The following is a 19209-nucleotide window of genomic DNA, read 5'->3' on the forward strand; positions in this document are numbered from 1 at the left end:
GTTATTCGCTTACCGGTTGAGAGGAGTTACGCGAAAAACGCAGCCGCAGACGGTCAAAGAAAAGATAGACCACCGGCGTGGTGTAGAGCGTTAACAGCTGGCTCATCACCAGACCGCCGACGATGGTGATCCCCAGAGGCTGGCGCAGCTCAGAGCCATCGCCCCCGGAGAGCACCAGCGGCAGGGCGCCGAACAACGCGGCGAGGGTGGTCATCATAATCGGCCGGAAACGCAGCAGGCAGGCCTGGAAAATCGCCTCTTCCGGCGTCAGGTTGCCGTTACGCTGCGCCTCCAGGGCAAAATCAACCATCATGATGGCGTTTTTCTTAACGATGCCAATTAATAACATAATCCCAATCAGGGCGATTAGGCTGAACGGGGCATCGAAGATCTCCAGCGCCAGCAGAGCGCCCACCCCGGCGGAGGGCAGCGTCGAGAGGATGGTCAACGGATGCACATAGCTCTCATATAGCACCCCCAGCACGATATAGACCGTGGCGATAGCCGCGAGGATCAGGATCACCTGCGCGTTCATGGTCTGCTGGAACACCTGAGCGGTACCGGCAAAGGAGCCGCGCACGCTCGACGGCACCCCGAGCTGGGTCATCGCGCGGTCAATGGCCTCGCTGGCTTCCGACAGCGAGCGGCCGGTGGGCAGGTTAAAGGAGATAGTGGATGCCGCCGACAGCCCCTGGTGGTTCACCGACAGCGGGGCATTGGCCGGCTGCCATTTGGCGAAGTAGGCCAGCGGGATCGGCTTGCCGTCGCTGTTAATGACGAACATCTTATCCAGGGCGCTGACGTCCTGGGTGTAGGCCGGATCCACCTCCATCACCACCTTATACTGGTTGAGCGGCTGGTAGATGGTAGAGATCTGCCGCTGGCCAAAGGCGTTGTTCAGCAGGTTGTTGGCGTCCTGGACGCTGATGCCGAGGCGCGACATGGTATCCCGGTCATAGACCAGGTCCATTTCGGCGCCATTGTCCTGCTGATCCGAGTTGACGTCCGCCAGCTCCGGCAGCGCCGCCAGCGCTTTGCGGATCTTCGGCTCCCACTCGCGCAGCGCCGACAGGTCGTCGGACAGCAGGGTGTACTGATAGCTGGCGTTCGACTGCCGGCCGCCGACGCGGATATCCTGCACCGCCATCAGGAACAGGTTGGCCCCGGGCTCGTTGGCCAGCTTTTTGCGCAGCCGGTCGATCACCTGCTGCGCCGTCTCGTGGCGCTGGTCGCGCGGCTTGAGGGTGATAAACATCATCCCGCTGTTGACCCGCGAGCCGCCGGTAAAGCCGGTGACGTTATCCACCGCCGGATCTTCGCGAATGATCTTCATAAAGTCCTGCAGCTTGCCGCGCATCGCCTGGAAGGAGATGCTCTGGTCGGCCTGAATGCCGCCCATCAGCACCCCGGTGTCCTGCTCCGGGAAGAAGGTTTTCGGGATCGAAATGTAGAGCCAGACGCTGAGGGCGATGGTGCCCAGCACCACCAGGCCGGTCAGGCGGCTATGCTTCAGCACCCATTTTAACGATTTACCATAGCCGCCCTGCACGGCCACCAGCAGGCGGCCAAAGCCGCGGTTGCGCGTCGGCTGGTGGGGCTTGCCGCTTTTCAGCAGCCAGCCGCACATCATCGGCGTCAGGGTGAGGGAGACCGCCAGCGAGATGCCGATCGCCACCGACAGGGTGACGGCGAACTCGCGCAGCAGGCGACCGGGCAGGCCGCCCATCAGCAGCAGCGGCAGGAACACCGCCACCAGCGACAGGCTCATCGACAGCACGGTAAAGCCGACCTCGCGGCTCCCCTGCAGCGCCGCCTGCAGCGGTTTCATCCCCGCCTCCAGATGGCGGGAGATATTCTCCAGCACCACGATAGCGTCATCCACCACGAAGCCGGTGGCGATGGTCAGGGCCATCAGCGACAGGTTATTGAGGCTGAAGCCGCACAAATACATCGCGGCGAAGGTGCCGATTAAGGATACCGGGACGGCGACGGCCGGGATCAGCGTGGCGCGCCCCGAGCGCAGGAACAGGAACACCACGAGGATCACCAGCGCCACCGAAATCACCAGCGTCTGCTCCACCTCCTCCAGCGAGGCGCGGATGGTCGGCGAGCGGTCCTGGGCGATCTGCAGGTCGATAGCCGTCGGAATGGTCTGCTGCAGCTCCGGCAGGCGGGCGCGGATGCTGTCCACCGTCTGGATAATATTGGCTTCCGGCAGTTTGCGGATCATCAGCAGGATCGCCGGTTTGGCGTTGGTCATCCCGGCGTTGCGTACGTCCTGCACCGAATCCGAGACGGTGGCGACATCTCCCAGCCGCACCGCGGCGCCATTTTGATAGTGGACGATCAGCGGCTGATAGTCGGCGGCGGTCTTCAGCTCATCGTTGGTCTGCACCTGCCAGCGGTGCGCGCTGTCCTCCAGCGCCCCCTGCGGTTTGCGCACGTTGGCGTCGCTGATGGCGGTGCGCACCGCGTCCAGCGACACGCCCTGGTTGAACAGCGCCTGCGGGTTGAGGTCGACGCGCACCGCCGGCAGGGAGCTGCCGCCGACGTCGACATCGCCCACGCCGTCGATCTGCGCGATGGTCTGCGCCAGCTGGGTGGAGGCGAAATCATACAGCTCACCCTGGGAGTAGGTGTCCGAGGTCAGCGTCAGGATCATGATCGGCGCATCTGACGGATTGGCTTTGCGATAGGTCGGCCGGCTGGGCATTCCGCTCGGCAGCAGGCTTTGCGCGGCGTTGATCGCCGCTTGAACGTCGCGCGCCGCGCCGTTGATATCGCGGTCGAAGTTAAACTCAAGAATGATGCGCGTACTGCCCAGCGAGCTGGAGGAGGTCATCTCATTGACCCCGGCAATCCGCCCCAGGGAGCGCTCCAGCGGGGTGGCCACCGACGAGGCCATGGTCTCCGGCGAGGCTCCCGGCAGCGAGGCGCTAACCATGATCACCGGGAAGTCCACCTGCGGCAGCGGGGCTACCGGCAGCAGCCGGAAGCCGAGAATGCCGCACAGGGTGATGGCCAGCGAGATGAGGATCGTCGCCACCGGGCGGTAAATGAAGAGGGCGAAAAACTTCACTTACGCCTCCTCTTCCTGACGCGGGAAGCGGCGCTTCAGGTGCAGCGACAGGCGGTCGAACAGCAGATAGATCACCGGGGTGGTGAACAGGGTCAGCACCTGGCTGAGCATCAGACCGCCGACCATGCCGATCCCCAGCGGACGCCGCAGCTCGGCGCCAACGCCGGTGCTCAGCATCAGCGGCAGGGCGCCGAGCAGGGCGGCGAGGGTAGTCATCAGGATCGGCCGAAAACGCAGCAGACAGGCCTGGTAGATCGCTTCCCGCGGCGGCATGCCCTGCTCGCGCTCAGCGGCCAGCGCGAAGTCGATCATCATGATGGCGTTCTTCTTCACGATGCCGATCAGCAGAATGATGCCGATGATGGCGATCACGTCCAGCTCGCTGCCCGCCAGCCACAGCGCCAGCAGCGCCCCGACCCCGGCGGTGGGCAGGGTGGAGAGAATCGTGATCGGGTGGATAAAGCTCTCGTACAGCACCCCCAGCACGATATACATCGCCACCACCGCGGCGACCACCAACCAGACGGTGCTGCCGAGCGCCGACTGGAAGGCCAGCGAGCTGCCCTGGAACTGGGTGCGAATATCGGTCGGAAAATCCAGCGACTGTTCGGCGGCGAGGATCGCCTCCACCGCTTCGCCCAGCGAGTAGTTGTCCGGGACGTTAAACGAGATGGTGGTCACCGGGAACTGATCGAGGTGGTTCACCGACAGCGGGGTAAAGCGCTGCTCCACCGTGGCGATGGCGGTCAACGGCACGATGCCGCCGTCGCTGCTGGTGAGACGGATATTCTCCAGCGCCGCCAGGCCCGGCGTCGCCTCGGTATCCTGCTCGAGCACCACGCGATACTGATTCGCCTGAGTGTAAATAGTGGAGATCAGCCGCTGGCCGAAGGCGTTGTACAGCGCATTATCGACATCGGCCATTGAGATACCGAGGCGGCTGGCGCTGTCGCGATCCACCTTGATATAGGCGGCCAGGCCTTTGTCCTGCCAGTCGCTGCTGACGTCGGCCAGCTGCGGCTGGGCCTGCAGGCGGCTGAGCAGCGGCGGCACCCAGGTGCTCAGCGCCTCGAGGGAGTTTGCCTGCAGGGTGAACTGATACTGGGTGCGGCTCACCGTGGTGTCGATGGTCAGGTCCTGGGTCGGCTGCAGGTAGAGCGCCACGCCGGGGACGCCGTCCACCGCCTGCTGCAGGCGGCTAATCACCGTCTGGACGCGGTCGTCGCGTTCGTCCAGCGGCTTGAGGTTGATCTGCAGGCGGGCGCTGTTCAGCGCCGGGTTGGTGCCGTCGACGCCGACGAAGGAGGTCAGACTCTCCACCGCCGGATCCTTAAGGATAATGCTGGCCACCTGCCGCTGGCGCTCGGCCATGCTGGCGAAGGAGACCGACTGCGGCGCCTGGAGGGTACCCTGGATAATGCCGTTATCCTGGATCGGGAAAAAGCCTTTCGGGATAAAGACCCACAGGATAATCGACAGCGCCAGGGTGCTCAGGGCGACGCCGAGCGTCAGCCACGGATGATTCAGCACCCGGCTCAGCCAGCGGCCGTAGACGGCGATCACCCGTTCGAAGAAACGCTCGCTGGCTCGCGAGAATCGGTTCTGCTTACGCAGCGATTCGTGGCTTAGCATACGGGCGCACATCATCGGCGTCAGGGTCAGGGAGACCACCGCCGAGATAAGAATAGCGACGGCAAGGGTGACGGCGAATTCGCGGAACAGGCGGCCGACGATATCGCCCATAAACAGCAGCGGGATTAGCACCGCGATCAGCGAGAAGGTGAGGGAGATGATGGTGAAGCCGATCTCCCCCGCGCCCTTCAGCGCGGCGGCCAGCGGCTTCTCGCCTTTTTCGATATAGCGCGAGATGTTCTCGATCACCACGATGGCGTCATCCACCACGAAGCCGGTGGCGATGGTCAGGGCCATCAGCGTCAGGTTATTGATCGAAAAGTCGAGGAACACCATCACCGCGAAAGTGCCCACCAGCGACAGCGGCACCGCGACGCCGGGAATAATGGTCGCCGGCACGTTGCGCAGGAACAGATAGATGATCATCACCACCAGGGCGATGGCCAGCATCAGCTCAAACTGGGTGTCGCGCACCGAGGCGCGGATGTTGGTGGTCCGGTCGGAGAGGACCTGCACCTTCACCGATTTCGGCAGGCTCTCGGTGAGCTGCGGCAGCATCTGGCGAATGCTGTCGGCGGTGTCGATGATGTTGGCCCCCGGCTGGCGCTGGACGTTCATCACAATGGCCCGCTGCTGGTTGGCCCACGCCCCGAGCCAGCTGTTTTCGGCCCCTTGTTCGACGCTGGCGACATCGCCGAGCCGGATCGGCGCCCCGTTCTGATAAGCGATAATCAGCCGGCGATAATCCTCAGCGGACTGCATCTGATCGTTAGCGGAAAGCGTCACCGCGCGGGCCGGACCGTCGAGGCTGCCTTTCGCGGAGTTAACGTTGGCGCTGGTGATAGCGGTGCGCACGGTTTCGCTGGTCAGGCCGAGGGCGGCGATGGCCTGGGCGTTAAGCTTCACCCGCACCGCCGGGCGCTGGCCGCCGGCGAGGGTCACCAGACCGACGCCGGAAACCTGGGAGATCTTCTGCGCCACCCGGGTCTCCACCATATCCTCAACCTGGGTCATCGGGATGGCGGAGGAGGTGACGGCGAGAGTCATGATCGGCGGATCCGCCGGGTTCACCTTGCTGTAGACCGGCGGGTTGGGCAGATCGCTCGGCAGCAGGTTGGTGGCGGCGTTAATGGCCGCCTGCACTTCCTGCTCGGCGACGTCCAGCGGCAGGGTCAGCTGGAACTGCAGCGTGACTACCGAGGCGCCGCCGGAGCTTTGCGACGACATCTGCTTAAGGCCGGACATCTGGCCGAACTGGCGCTCCAGCGGGGCGGTGATGGCGGAGGTCACCACGTCCGGGCTGGCGCCCGGATAGAGGGTGACTACCTGAATGGTCGGGTAATCGACCTCCGGCAGGGCGGAGACCGGCAGAAAGCGGTAGCCGATGATCCCGGCCAGCAGGATCGCCACCATCAGCAGAGTGGTGGCCACCGGACGCATAATAAACAGCCGGGACGGGCCGCCGGTGCGGCCTGGGGGTAACACCTGCATCAGGAACGCGCTCCGTGTTTACCGCTCTGGCGCGGGGCGGGCTGCGCCTGCTCGCCGCTGCTGGCGGTGACAACTTCCACCTTCGCCCCCTCGGTCAGGCGGTCAATCCCGTCGGTGACCACGCGATCTCCGGCGGAAAGCCCGGCGCTGATGACTACTTTCTGGCTGTCCTGGATGCCGGGCGTCACGCTGTGTTTGCTAACCTTATTCTCATCGTTCAGCACCCATACGAAATGCCCTTCGTTGCCCATCTGCAGCGCGGCGGCAGGGATCACCACCGCGTTCTGCTGGGTGTCCACCAGCAGGCGGGCGTTAACGAACTGATTGGGGAACAGCGCGTCGTCCAGATTGCTAAAGCGCGCCTTCAGCTTGATGGTCCCGGTGGTGGCATCGATCTGGTTGTCGAGGCTCAGCAGCTCGCCGACGCTGATTTTCTGCTTATTGGTGCGATCCCAGGCTTCGACGCTGAGCGCTTTGCCCGCTTTCTGCGCCTGCACCACCGTGGCGATGCTGCTTTCCGGCAGGGTAAAGACCACGTCGATCGGGTGCGTCTGGGTAAGGACCACGATCCCGGTGGTATCCCCGCTGGAGATCTGGTTGCCGATATCGACCTGCTTTAAGCCGACGCGGCCGTCAATTGGCGCGGTAATGCGGGTCCAGTCGAGCTGCAGCTGGGCGCTGGCGACGGCCGCTTCATCAGCTTTCACCGTGCCGGCGGATTCCACCACCAGCGACTGCTGAGTGTCGAGCTCCTGGCGGGAGACGAGGTTGGTCTTCACCAGCTGCTGGTAACGAACGAGATCGCGGCGGGCGTTGGCGAGGGTGGCCTGATCTTTCGCCAGCTGACCCTGCGCCTGGGCGAGGGCGACTTTAAACTGGCTGGGGTCGATCTGCGCCAGCAGGTCGCCGGCTTTGACCTGCTGACCCTCCTGGAAGTGAAGGCTCAGCAGTTGGCCGTCGACCCGGCTGCGGACGGTGACGGTATTGGCCGCCGTTACCGTACCCAGCCCGGTGAGATAGCGCGGGACCGCTTCTTCGGTGGCGGTGGCCGCCTGCACCGGCGCCAGCGCGGCGCCAAAGCGGCCATGGCGTGCGCCGCCCGGCCCCTGCGGGCCCTGCCCGGCGGCGGGAGCCCCGCTGCCGCTCGTCCCGCGATCGTGCCAGAACCAGTAGGCGGCCCCGGCGATAATCACTACCGCCAGCGCGGCGCCCCAACGACGTATGTTACTGCCTTTCATTAGTTTACGGTCTCATCCTGAAGCGTTTCGCTGAATGATACTAGTTTAGTGAGGGAAGGGGCCGTAAAAATGGAGGAATTATGAAAAGAAGGTTGAGAAATGTCTGGATAACCGCCGCGACGCCGGGCGCTCCCGCGGCCGATATCCGGGGTGATATCAACTTTTAGTTTAAAAAAGCAAAAAATAGTTGTATCCGCGGGGGCTTTAATTAGATTTATGCGGTGAATAAATCAGTGCATTCTCATAATAATAAAATATGCACTTAAAAATCAACGTGTTAAATAATCAGGGGTCATTGCTGTGGCAAACGCAAACAAACTCACGCTCTTCATCGTCATTTTTATGCTGATGGGGATCCTCTCCGGCGCGGCTATCCATGCCTACGCGACGCCAACCACCGTCTCCGCCTGGGCGGACAATATTACGCTGCTCACCGATCTGTTTCTGCGGTTGATCAAAATGGTCATCGCGCCGTTGGTGTTCAGCACCCTGACGGTCGGCATTATGCGCCTCGGCGAGACGGCGACCATCGGCCGGGTAGGCGGCAAGGCGATGGTCTGGTTCATCACCTCCTCGGTATTATCCATTCTCGTCGGGCTGGTGATCGTCACCTTCCAGCACCCGGGCGCCGGGTTAAACCTGGCGGTGCCGAAAGAGGCGGTGGATACCGGCCTGGCGGTCAGCGGCATGAGCCTGAAAGGATTCCTGTCGCACACTATCCCCACCAGCATCACCGAGGCGATGGCCAACAACGAGATCCTGCAGATCGTGGTGTTCTCGATGTTCTTCGGCATCGCCGGCGCGTCGCTGGGGGAGAAGTTTAATGCTCCGCTGGTGGCGGCCCTTAACGTGGTGTCGCACATTATGCTGAAGGTGACGGGCTATGTGATGTACGTTGCGCCGCTGGCCATCTTCGCCGCCATCTCGTCGGTGATTGCCTCCCAGGGGCTGGGGATCCTGCTCAACTATGCTTCGTTCATCGGCGGCTACTACCTGGCGGTGCTGTTGACCAGCGCGGTGCTGATTGCCGTCGGCTATATGGTGCTGAAAAAAGAGGTTTTCCGCCTGCTGAACATGCTGAAAGATCCGGTGCTGGTGGCCTTTACCACCAGCAGCTCGGAAGCGGCCTATCCGAAGACCCTCGAGCGACTGGTGAAGTTTGGCTGCTCGCGCAATATCGTCTCGTTCGTCCTGCCGATTGGCTACTCGTTCAACCTCGTTGGCTCGATGGTCTACTGCTCCTTCGCCGCGATGTTTATCGCCCAGGCCTATAACGTGCCGCTGAGCTTTAGCGAGATTACGGTCATGATGCTGACCCTGATGCTGGCCTCGAAAGGTATCGCCGGGGTGCCGCGTTCGGCGCTGGTGGTGCTGGCGGCGACGATCCCCAGCTTCAATATACCGGTCGCCGGGATCCTGCTGCTGATGGGTATCGACCATTTCCTCGACATGGGGCGCTCCGCCATCAACGTGCTGGGTAATGGCATCGCCACCGCGATGCTGTCGAAAAATGAAGGGTTGCTGACCGACGAGGAAGCGCAGCCGGACTGGGAAGTGGAGAAAGCGGAAGCCTGATCCTGCCGCGCCCTTTCACTGAGGGCGCTATTCCACACGGAAAAAAGGACCCCTGACAGGCACGTCAGGGGCAATGTGACGAAGTATCAGTTTTCCTCGTGTAGCGTGTTTTTTATTATATAAAGACGGGCGGTAACGTCTTTATACCGAGGAAGCGTCAGAGTTTAACGTTATGTCCGCCAGCGCTGGATATTTTTTAGCATCCTGCGATTATTTTCGGATTTCCGACAATATAGCCAGGTCAATATCTTATTTTTTGTGCTGCTGTTTGCCTACCAGCGCTCACGTAAAAGATTCATAAACTGGAAAAATTCATGATTATTATTCAGGCTGTATTTTTCCATGATCTTATTCTTATGATAGGCGGCGGTGCGGGGACTCACACGCTGCAGCGCGGCGATTTTACTCATATCCAGCCCTTCGAGAATACCGTGCGCTACGGCGGTCTGCGATCGCGATAACACGCGATGCGGACAGCTGGCGCAGCTGAGTTCCCGGCCTGCGGCGTCGGTAGCCGTGGGGGTCATACAATGCTGGAGCTCGCTTTTAATGATCGTCAGCAATTGCGGAATACTGGCCGTTTTTAGCGAAACAAAAATGACCCCTTTCAGGCAATTAATCATGAACTCATCTTCCGGCAGCTGGTCATAGCTATGGAGAATAATCAGCGAGCTTCCTCTTTTTCTGTTCTTAATCAGGGTATTACATAGGTATATTTCCCCGGGGATCACTTCGCAGATAATGATATCTTCAGCTGACAGATCGGTGTTACGCCAGGAAAAACGCGCCCGCAGATCGCCCCGGGTGAGGTCATTAACCATGGCCACCAGCGATTCACGGACAAAGGCGTTGCGGGTGTTGATGGTGACATTAATGCTTCTCATGGCGTTATTTCCTTACGCAAAACATAACGCCATGCTGTGACAAATCCTCCGGGCGTATGCGGTGTGTTGAAGATATAAAAGTACCTACAATAATTTTTTATTATTTTAAAGTGAATTATTTACGACGCATCGAACGCTTATCGTTAAAAGTCAATTTCTGCCGCCTCCTGTCTTTCAGATAGGAAATAAAACTGTATACAGAGATGCTGAAGAAAAAAATGCATAGCAATAAAACTAACCACGTTTGCATGGCCATCGTTTTTACCCTGATTGTGTTGCATGGTGTCAGAATTTGCCGCGAACGGCTAATACGTTTTGTTATATACTTTTCTGTCCCGTGAAAATCTTACGCCATCATCCTGATGTGCTAGTACTATAAGAAAGTTCTTAAGGTCATCGTCAGTCTCATTCCTCTCATTTCTCTCAGAAAATAAGAAAAATTAACACTTACGAGTTTTTTATATCCCGCGCGGCCGCCGACGCGCCCCGTCGTTCAGGAAATAAAGGCCAGTCCCTTACCAAAGATTGCGCGAACGGGCAGGTGGATCCCCTGCTGGCGTGCCTTGTGACGCAGGCGGCTAACCACCACGTCGATCCGGTGCAGGTCAGGCTCGCTTTCATGGTAAAACAGGCAGGCATGGAGATCAAGTTTGCTGCACACTTCGTTGCGATTGCGCATCAGGAGCTCCACCAGGCGATATTCCTGCTGGGTTAATTCCAGCGTCCGGGCGTCGGGTGAAATCAGTTTATCCTCTTGCAGACGCCAGCTGCCGGGGGAGACGGCCGGCGGCGTGCCGATCGCCTCCGCAGGCGGAGCCGCCGGACGGTCCTGGCGCAGGCGCGCGCCGAGGGCGGTGAGGGTCTCGGCAAGATGGGCGAAGTTTACCGGTTTGATCAGATAGGCATCGGCCCCAAGGCTCAGCGCCTGTAGTTTATCCTGCTGCTGGCCGCGGGCGCTGACCACCACCAGACCGTAGTGCCCCAGCTCATGCAGATAGTTCAGTACGCTGAAGCCATCCTCGCCGGGCAGGCCGATATCAACCAGCACGATATCCACCGGATGGCTGTGCAGTTGCCGCCAGAAGGCTTCGGCGCTGCGCGTCCCCCACACCTCGAAGCCGCGATAGCCCAGCCAGGCCAGCAGTTCATCCAGCAGATCGGCGTTATCTTCAATTATCGCCAGCCGTAAAGCCATACGTCGTTCTCCTCTTAAGCAACCGTGGGGAGGGTGAGAATAAAGGTGCAGCCGTCCGGGCCATGCTCGGCCAGCCACAGTTTGCCATCATGAGCTTGCACTATCTGACGCGCAACATACAGTCCGAGACCGGTGCCGCCTGGCACCGGCGATGTGTGCTCGCCGCGGCGGTAGCGCTCAAAGATCAGTTCCGCCTGTCCGGCGGGGAGTCCCGGGCCGTGGTCGCGAATGCGTAGCTCCGTTTGCCCGGCATCGGAATGAATATCGATGGCGATTTCACCGGGGGGCGAATACTTGACGGCGTTATCCAGCAGATTAGCGATAGCGATGCACAGCAGGCCGGCATCGGCCTGCAGCTGCGGGCTTTCCACCGCGCCGTGCTGGCGGATGTTCAGGTAGTGATCATGGGAGATAGCCACTACCGAGGCGGCCATGTTGATTACCGTCAGCAGGGCGGTCTGCTGGCGCTCGACGTGCAGATCGTGGGAGGCGAGCCGGGCGTCGGCAAGGCAGTTATCGGTGAGCTGCACCAGGCGGGTGGCGGCGCGGCCGATGCGATCGAAGCGCGCCTCCTGGCTGGTCGAGGCCGCCGAGAGGCGAAGATTCTCCAGCGCCGCCTGGATCACCGCCAACGGGGTGCGGAATACGTGCGCCACCATGCCCATAAACTGCCGCTGGTGGAAGCTGGCTTCACGCTCAATCTGCAGTTCGCGCGCCAGGCGCTGCTTCTGCTCCAGCTGGCGGTTTTCAGCACGCACCCGCAGGATGGCAATGATCAGCACCGTAATGATGTGGACGATCAGCGCGTACTGCCAGAGGGAATAGATCGCCATATGGAACGGGATAATCCCATGGATCGACAACTGCACCAGCACCGCGGCGACGACATAGAACGGCGGCAGCAGACCCAGCAGCAGGGTGGTACGGTCGATAGCTTTTTTGCGCCACAGCCACCAGGAGGTGAACAGCAGCACCGGGGTGATAATGATGAATACTACCCCTTCAATCTGCATCGCGAAGCCGTAAAACCCGAGCGGAATACTGACCTGCAGCACCAGGTTGAGCACCACCGCGGCGATCAGTAGCTGATGAAGCCGCGGCATATTCTTCTTCAAATCAAAAATCTCGCTGTGCAGCCAGAGGGCGGTAGCATAGCTGAACAGGGAGAGGCTGCTGATCATGAAGTCCTGGAACGGCAGCGCGGCGTGGCCGAAGAACCACTCCGGGAAGCCGTGCAGAGCGGCCACCAGCGGATAATTGAGCGAGAAAAGACAGATGCCCCATAGCAGACGCCGGCGCAGGGCCAGCGCCAGCCAAAGCGCCACACCGCTGGCGACAGCGGCCAGGCCGAAGTAGAAGCTCCAGAAAGCGGTGTCAGCGGTGGCCCGCTGCACAAACGCCTGCGCAGAGGAGAGCGAGGCCAGCAGGATCAGGGTGCTGGTGCTCTGCAGGCGAAAGACCAGCTCATAGCCGGCGGCGGTTGGCGGCGGGGGCAGTATCAGCACCCTTTCCCGATAATGCAGATCGCTCTCGCGGGCGCCGTCGCGGTCGCCAAAGGTGCGCTGTGCCCAGGGGGCATCGCTGCCCAGAGGCCGGTAGTAAATAGTCAGATGGTCGACAAAAGAGGGGCCCAGCTGCAGCCAGCGCGGCTCCCCGGCAAACCACGTTCCCGGCAGTTCGCTGCGCAGCCACCAGGTTTTTCGCGAATAACCAAAGGAGGGGATCTGCCGGGTGGTGGCGAGCTGGTCTGCGGGCAGGGCGGCAAAACGATCGAGGGTCATCTGGCCGCTGTCGTCGGCGTACCACTGGACCGGAATATCAATCCCCACCTGGCGCGTCGCCGCCTGCGCCTGTGGGGCGACCAGCAGCAAGAATAATCCACAGCTGAGCAGCCAGCCTGCCAGGAACTGCGGCCGGCAACGCCGGACCGCGGCGAAGATCGCAGACACCCTTTTCAATCACGCCCCCTTGCGGCAAGCCAACGATACAGACCGCAGACATCTGGCTACGGTATGGATAATACGCCCCCTGAAATGGGGAAGAGTGGACAGGCCTGTCCGGACGAACAGGCCATTTTGCGTGGGAGACCAGGAATATTCCAGCGTAATCTGCAGCGCCAGGATCAGGACAGACCTGCTGCGCGGCAGCGCCGGGCGAGGCCTAGCGGAAAACCACCTGCGCCCAGCGGGCCAGCCCGGCGGTCACCGAGCCAAAATCATCGCCGCCGGCCAGCGGAATACCCGGCAGCTGAGCGGCCAGCGCCTTTTTGATCAGCGGCGAACGGGCGCTGCCGCCGGTAAGATAGATCACATCCGGGGTGGTCTGGCTGCTGTCGAGCGCGAGCCGCACCTGTTCCATAATGCGGGTCAGGGGCTGATCCAGCGCGGCTTCCAGACCCTGCTGGGCGATGGCGGTGGCCAGATCGTCCTGAATAAACGGCAGCGCGGTTTCGACGCTGGCGGCGCTGGAGAGGGCGATTTTGCTCTCTTCGGCGCTGCGCACCAGACGATAGCTAAGACGCTGGCGCCAGACCTTCAGCAGTAGAGCCACCTTGTCGGCATCCCGGGCGCTGCGCAGCAGATCGTTCAGCAGGCGGCCGTTGGCAGTGCTGTAGAAATCGCTCTGCGCCGGCACGTCGTTGATCGCCACCGCGTTCCACCACGGGAGGATCGGCAGCGCGGTGCCTTTTTCCGTTTCGCCGCCCATGCCGAGGAGGGGCATCAGGCATTTGAAGGCCAGGGCAATGTCGAGATCGTTACCGCCGATGCGGCAGCCGCTGTGGCCGAGCAGGCTCTGCTGGCGGTCGGCGCGCTCCCGCCACTGCGGGCCCATTAGCAGCAGGGAGCAGTCGGTGGTTCCGCCGCCGATATCGACGACCAGCACCCGCTTTTCTTCACTGAGGGTCGCTTCGAAATCGAGACCGGCGGCCACCGGTTCAAACTGAAAGACCACATCGCGGAAACCGGCGCGGTGGGCGGCCCGCTCAAGGATCCCCTGAGCCTGGGCGTTCGCCTCATCGCCGCCGAGGCCCTGGAAGTTAATCGGCCGGCCAATCACCGCCTGGTCGATCTGCTCGGGCAGCTGGCTTTCGGCCTGCAGTTTGATGTGCAGCATCATGGCGCAGACCAGGTCTTCAAACAGGGCCACCTGCTGCGGCTTCAGCCCGCTGGCGCCGAGGAAGGATTTGGGCGATTTAACGAAGTAGACCTCTTCCGGATCTTCAACATACTGATGCAGCGAGGCGAGACCGAACTGCACGCTGTTGCGCAGCACCTCGATGTCTTCGTCGCGGTTGGCGGCAATGGCCCGGCGCAGCAGCGCCTGGTTTTCATCGCTGTGGGTGGGGACGTCATGATGGCGATAGAGCCACTCGCTGACCGCTTCGCGCGTTGGCGCGCAGAGCATCGAGGGCAGCAGCGCGCTGCCGTTTTCCAGTGTCAACAGCTGAGGGGTGTTTTCCCGCATCACGGCCACCGAACAGTTGGCGGTGCCGTAGTCAAAACCAATAAACATCGTCTGCAAAATCCCCATGCCGGTGAAGAAGGGGGGCGACTTTAGCGGATCGTCGCCAAGCCGACAACTGGAATTTAAAAGCAAGGCGCTGACGGTCAAGGGCGACTATCATTGAAACGCTATATAAAGGAGAGCTTATGGTGCTGTTACCCTGGACCCCGCCTTACGACTGGGCGTGGATGGTTGGTTTTCTGCAGGCGCGTGCCGTCGCCGGCGTCGAGCGCTTTGATGAAGGAGGCTATAGTCGCAGCTTTGGCGTGGAAGGCCACCGCGGGCTGATTCATCTGGCGCCGGACGAAGAGGCGCAGGGCCTGCGGGTGACCCTCTCCCCGGGGCTGCAACCGGTGGCGGAGATCTGCTATGCGCGAATTGGCCAGCTGTTTGATTTAGCCTGCGACCCGCGGCAGGTCGCCAGGGCGTTGGTCTCTCTGGCCCAGGCGCGGCCGGGGCTGCGCCTGCCGGGGGCGCTGGATGCCTTCGAGCAGGCGGTGCGGGCGGTGCTGGGCCAGCTGGTGAGCGTGGCGATGGCCGCCCGGCTCACCGCCAAAGTGGCGGCTGGCTGGGGCGAACCGCTGGCGGAGGCGCCCGGCTCTGTTTTGTTCCCGACGCCAGAGGCCCTGTCCCGGGCCGATCCGCAGGCGCTTAAGGCGCTGGGGATGCCGCTTCGCCGCGCGGAGGCGCTGATCCACCTCGCCCGGGCGGCGCTCAGCGGCGAGCTGCCCCTGACGGCGCCGGCGGATATTGACGCCGGGCTGCGTCAACTGCAGACCCTGCCCGGGATTGGCCGCTGGACGGCAAACTACTTTGCCCTGCGCGGCTGGCAGGCGAAAGATATCTTTTTGCCGGATGATTACCTGATTAAGCAGCGCTTTCCGGGAATGACCCCGGCCGCCATCGCCCGCTATGACCGCCGCTGGCAGCCGATGCGATCCTACGCGCTGTTGCATATCTGGTATACCGATGACTGGGCGCCGGCGGCGGAATAGCCGCCCGGGGCGCATACCACTGGTATCGGGACGCTGAAATCCCTATAATTGCCGCGTTTGGCGGTCTGCCGCCACCCTCCATCTCTATCCAGGTTAATCAGGTCGCAAAAATTTATGACTGATATGTCCCATCAGTGCGTCATTGTAGGCATCGCCGGCGCATCGGCTTCTGGCAAAAGTCTTATCGCCAGTACTCTCTATCGCGAATTGCGTGAACAAGTTGGCGACGAACATATTGGCGTCATTCCGGAAGACAGCTATTACAAAGATCAAAGCCATCTGTCGATGGAAGAGCGCGTCAAAACCAACTATGACCACCCGAGCTCAATGGACCACAGTCTGTTGTTCCAGCATTTGCAGATGCTGAAAAGCGGCCAGCCGATTGAACTGCCGGTCTATAGCTACGTCGAGCATACCCGCACGCCGAACACCATTCACGTCGAGCCGAAGAAGGTGATTATCCTTGAAGGGATCCTGCTGCTGACCGATGCGCGTCTGCGTAACGAGCTCAACTTCTCTATTTTCGTCGACACCCCTCTCGATATTTGCCTGATGCGCCGTATTAAGCGCGACGTTAACGAGCGCGGCCGCTCCATGGACTCGGTGATGGCCCAGTATCAGAAAACCGTGCGCCCGATGTTCCTGCAGTTTATTGAACCGTCGAAGCAGTATGCCGACATCATCGTGCCGCGCGGCGGCAAAAACCGCATCGCTATTGATATTCTGAAGGCCAAAATCAGTCAGTTCTTTGAATAACCTGGCCGAATTGTGTAACTTGCAAAGAGTAGCCCTGTTGCCCTCTCCGCCGCGAAGCGTGCGGGAAGCAGCCTTATAAGGAGAAAGCCCATGCGTCTGTGTGACCGAGATATCGAAGCCTGGTTGGATGAAGGGCGACTCGCCATCAATCCGCGTCCGCCCGTTGAGCGTATTAATGGCGCGACGGTTGATGTACGGCTGGGTAATAAATTTCGCACCTTCCGTGGCCACACGGCGCCGTTTATCGATTTAAGCGGCCCGAAGGCCGAGGTCAGCGCCGCGCTGGACCGCGTGATGAGCGAAGAGATCGTCCTGCCGGAAGGGGAGGCCTTTTTCCTGCATCCGGGCGAACTGGCGCTGGCGGTGACCTACGAGTCTGTCACCCTGCCTGCCGACCTGGTAGGCTGGCTGGACGGACGCTCCTCGCTGGCGCGCCTGGGGCTGATGGTGCACGTTACCGCGCACCGTATCGATCCAGGCTGGTCCGGCTGCATCGTGCTTGAGTTTTACAACTCCGGCAAGCTGCCGCTGGCGCTGCGCCCGGGGATGCCCATCGGCGCGCTGAGCTTTGAACCGTTATCGGGCCCGGCGGCCCGGCCGTATAACCGCCGTGAAGACGCCAAATATCGCGACCAGCAGGGCGCGGTTGCGAGCCGAATCGACAAGGATTGATAACGTCAACGGGGTGTTGCTGAGGGTGCCATGAGACGAATACTGACAACGCTGATGATCCTGCTGGCGGTCATTGTCGCCGGGCTTACCTCGTTGGTATTGCTGGTCAATCCCAACGATTTTCGCGCCTATATGGTGCATGAGGTGGCAGAGCGCAGCGGTTATCAGCTTGACCTTGATGGCCCGCTGCGCTGGCACGTCTGGCCGCAGCTCAGCATTCTCAGCGGACGGATGACGCTGACCGCCCGAGGCGCCGAAGAGCCGGTGATCCGCGCCGACAATATGCGCCTCGACGTGGCGCTGCTGCCGCTGCTCTCGCATCAGCTGCAGGTGAAGCAGGTGATGCTCAAGGGCGCGGTGATCCAGCTGACCCCGAAAACCGAGGCGGTTCGCGACAGCTCAGCGCCGGTGGTGCCGCATGACAACACCCTGCCGCTGGCCCCGGGGGATCGCGGATGGTCCTACGATGTGCGTCAGCTGCAGGTGGCCGACAGCGTGCTCTTCTTCCAGCACGAGAACGGCGAGCAGGTGACCGTGCGCGATATCCGTCTGCAGATGGAGCAGGATGAGAATCACCGGGCCACCGTGGATTTCTCCGGCCGGGTGAACCGCGACCAGCGCGACCTGGCGCTGAACTTCTCCGCCACCGTGCAGGGCGGCGATTATCCGCACTCCTTAAAAGCCGACTTTACCCAGCTTAGCTGGCAGCTGCGCGGCGCCGAGCTCCCACCGGACGGCATTAATGGTCAGGGGAGTCTGCAGGCCAGCTGGCAGGAAGATGACAAGACCCTGCGTTTTGACAACCTGAATCTGATGGCTAACCGCAGCACCGTTACCGGCAGCGGCAGCGTGGTGCTGGGGGATCGCCCGGACTGGTCGCTGGATCTGCACGCCACCACTCTCGATCTCGATAGTCTGCTGGCGCAAAGGTCGCCGGCGACGGACAGTAGCGCCAGTCAGCAGGGCCAGAGTCAGACGCGACCGCTGCGCCCGGTGATCGCCGACAGCGATGAGCGCGAAGATTACCAGAGCCTGCGCGGCTTCAACGGCCGAATGGCCCTGAGCGCCGACCAGCTGCAGTGGCGCGGTCTGAACTTCACCCAGGTGCAGAGCGAAATCAGCAACCAGCAGGGGCTGCTGACGGTCAGCAAAATGCAGGGCAATCTTGACGGCGGGCAGCTCTCTCTCCCTGGCACCCTGGATGCCAGCGGCGACACGCCGCTGGCGACGTTCCAGCCGGCGCTGCGGAATGTTGAGATCGGTTCGCTGATCAAAGCCTTTAACTATTCCTTAAACCTGACCGGCAAGCTGTCGCTGAGCGGCGAATTTTCCGGAACGCGCATTGACGCTGATGATTTCCGTCGCCACTGGCAGGGACAGGCTCAGCTCCAGATGGCCGATACCCGCACCGAAGGGCTGAACTTCCAGCAGCTGGTGCAGCAGGCCGTGGAGCGCAGCACCAACGTGCGGGCGCAGGAAAATTACGACAATGCCACCCGCCTGGATTCCGTGAGCAGCCGGCTGACGCTGGATAACGGGCTGGTAACGCTGAACCGCCTGCAGGGGCAGTCCGACGTGATGGCGATGACCGGCGAAGGACAGCTCGATCTGCAGAAAGAGAACTGCGATATGCGCTTCAACGTGCGCGTGCTCGGCGGCTGGAAAGGGGAGGGCAAGCTTATCGACCGCCTGAAACAGACCGCTATCCCGCTGCGCATCTACGGCGAGTGGCAGTCGCTGAGCTACAGTCTGCAGGTCGACCAGATCCTGCGCAAACAGCTGCAGGATGAAGCGAAGCAGCGCCTCAACGACTGGGTTGAGCGTAATAAAGGCAGCAAAGACGGCAACGATGCCAAAAAGCTGCTCGATAAGCTGTAATTCCCACCCCCGCGGCCCGGAAGTTTCCGGGCTGTGTGCTTATCGTCAACGTCTGATGTCACGATGATGCTGGGTGGCGGCTGCGCCTGACCCGGCCTGGGATGTGCGCAATATCATCCGTTTGCGTCGCCACTTAATGTAGGCCTGATAAGCGCAGCGCCATCAGGCAGTGTGGCAGCTACGCCTGGCCCGGTCTGGATTATACGGTGGGCCTCATACCCCGATTAGTTCGCCATCCCGTAGGCCTGATAAGCGCAGCGCCATCAGGCAGTGTGGCGGCTACGCCTGACCCGGTCTGGATTATACGGTG

General features: G+C 61.4%; 13 protein-coding genes. 5 read left to right on the forward strand and 8 right to left on the reverse strand.

The features are described 5' to 3' along the window. Nucleotide 1: 1 nt before the first annotated feature. The 3 genes from mdtC to DR88_RS04995 are packed head-to-tail and all read right to left on the reverse strand — an operon-like array spanning nucleotide 2 to nucleotide 7440. Nucleotides 2-3079 carry a multidrug efflux RND transporter permease subunit MdtC gene (mdtC, locus tag DR88_RS05005; RefSeq protein ID WP_004149056.1) on the reverse strand — a complete coding sequence of 1026 codons (3078 nt, stop codon included), beginning with the start codon at nucleotides 3077-3079 and terminating at the stop codon, nucleotides 2-4. Next, nucleotides 3080-6202, reverse strand: coding sequence for an MdtB/MuxB family multidrug efflux RND transporter permease subunit (locus DR88_RS05000; RefSeq protein ID WP_004149055.1), 3123 nt, complete (start codon nucleotides 6200-6202; stop codon nucleotides 3080-3082). It abuts the gene before it with no gap. Next, the gene (locus DR88_RS04995; protein ID WP_004149054.1) at nucleotides 6202-7440 is read right to left on the reverse strand and encodes an MdtA/MuxA family multidrug efflux RND transporter periplasmic adaptor subunit; all 1239 of its coding nucleotides are present in this window, start codon (nucleotides 7438-7440) and stop codon (nucleotides 6202-6204) included. The genes DR88_RS05000 and DR88_RS04995 overlap by 1 nt, the downstream gene beginning before the upstream one ends. 300 nt (nucleotides 7441-7740) lie before the next feature. Between DR88_RS04995 and DR88_RS04990 the strand changes: the two genes are divergently transcribed. Then, entirely contained in the window at nucleotides 7741-9015 is a 1275-nt protein-coding gene (locus tag DR88_RS04990) for a dicarboxylate/amino acid:cation symporter (RefSeq protein ID WP_004149053.1), read from the forward strand. Nucleotides 9016-9287: 272 nt separating this feature from the next. Here the strand turns inward: DR88_RS04990 and DR88_RS04985 are convergent, their stop codons facing one another. From DR88_RS04985 to yegD, 5 genes are all read right to left on the reverse strand, one after another. Then, nucleotides 9288-9899 carry a helix-turn-helix transcriptional regulator gene (locus DR88_RS04985; protein ID WP_025862273.1) on the reverse strand — a complete coding sequence of 204 codons (612 nt, stop codon included), beginning with the start codon at nucleotides 9897-9899 and terminating at the stop codon, nucleotides 9288-9290. Between the two features lie 115 nt (nucleotides 9900-10014). Beyond that, nucleotides 10015-10155: a small membrane protein gene (locus DR88_RS31650; protein ID WP_004180546.1), complete on the reverse strand. Its 141-nt coding sequence runs from the start codon at nucleotides 10153-10155 to the stop codon at nucleotides 10015-10017. A gap of 237 nt (nucleotides 10156-10392) precedes the next feature. Beyond that, complete coding sequence (locus DR88_RS04975) at nucleotides 10393-11094, reverse strand: response regulator transcription factor (RefSeq protein WP_032443980.1); 702 nt, start codon at nucleotides 11092-11094, stop codon at nucleotides 10393-10395. 14 nt (nucleotides 11095-11108) lie between these two features. Then, on the reverse strand, nucleotides 11109-12965 hold the full coding sequence (locus tag DR88_RS04970) for a sensor histidine kinase (protein WP_032444048.1): 1857 nt from the start codon (nucleotides 12963-12965) through the stop codon (nucleotides 11109-11111). 289 nt (nucleotides 12966-13254) lie between these two features. Then, nucleotides 13255-14607, reverse strand: a complete 1353-nt coding sequence (gene yegD, locus DR88_RS04965) for a molecular chaperone (protein ID WP_004175217.1) — start codon at nucleotides 14605-14607, stop codon at nucleotides 13255-13257. Between the two features lie 137 nt (nucleotides 14608-14744). Between yegD and alkA the strand changes: the two genes are divergently transcribed. From alkA to asmA, 4 genes are all read left to right on the forward strand, one after another. After that, on the forward strand, nucleotides 14745-15593 hold the full coding sequence (gene alkA, locus DR88_RS04960) for a DNA-3-methyladenine glycosylase 2 (protein ID WP_032443981.1): 849 nt from the start codon (nucleotides 14745-14747) through the stop codon (nucleotides 15591-15593). Between the two features lie 114 nt (nucleotides 15594-15707). Next, nucleotides 15708-16349, forward strand: a complete 642-nt coding sequence (gene udk / locus DR88_RS04955; RefSeq protein ID WP_002912442.1) for a uridine kinase — start codon at nucleotides 15708-15710, stop codon at nucleotides 16347-16349. A 90-nt stretch (nucleotides 16350-16439) separates the two neighbouring features. After that, nucleotides 16440-17021 carry a dCTP deaminase gene (dcd, locus tag DR88_RS04950; RefSeq protein ID WP_004151145.1) on the forward strand — a complete coding sequence of 194 codons (582 nt, stop codon included), beginning with the start codon at nucleotides 16440-16442 and terminating at the stop codon, nucleotides 17019-17021. Nucleotides 17022-17051: 30 nt separating this feature from the next. Next, entirely contained in the window at nucleotides 17052-18899 is a 1848-nt protein-coding gene (gene asmA, locus DR88_RS04945; protein WP_004149045.1) for an outer membrane assembly protein AsmA, read from the forward strand. Nucleotides 18900-19209 lie beyond the last annotated feature (310 nt).

Source organism: Klebsiella pneumoniae, from assembly GCF_000742135.1.
Taxonomy (GTDB): Bacteria; Pseudomonadota; Gammaproteobacteria; order Enterobacterales; family Enterobacteriaceae; genus Klebsiella; species Klebsiella pneumoniae.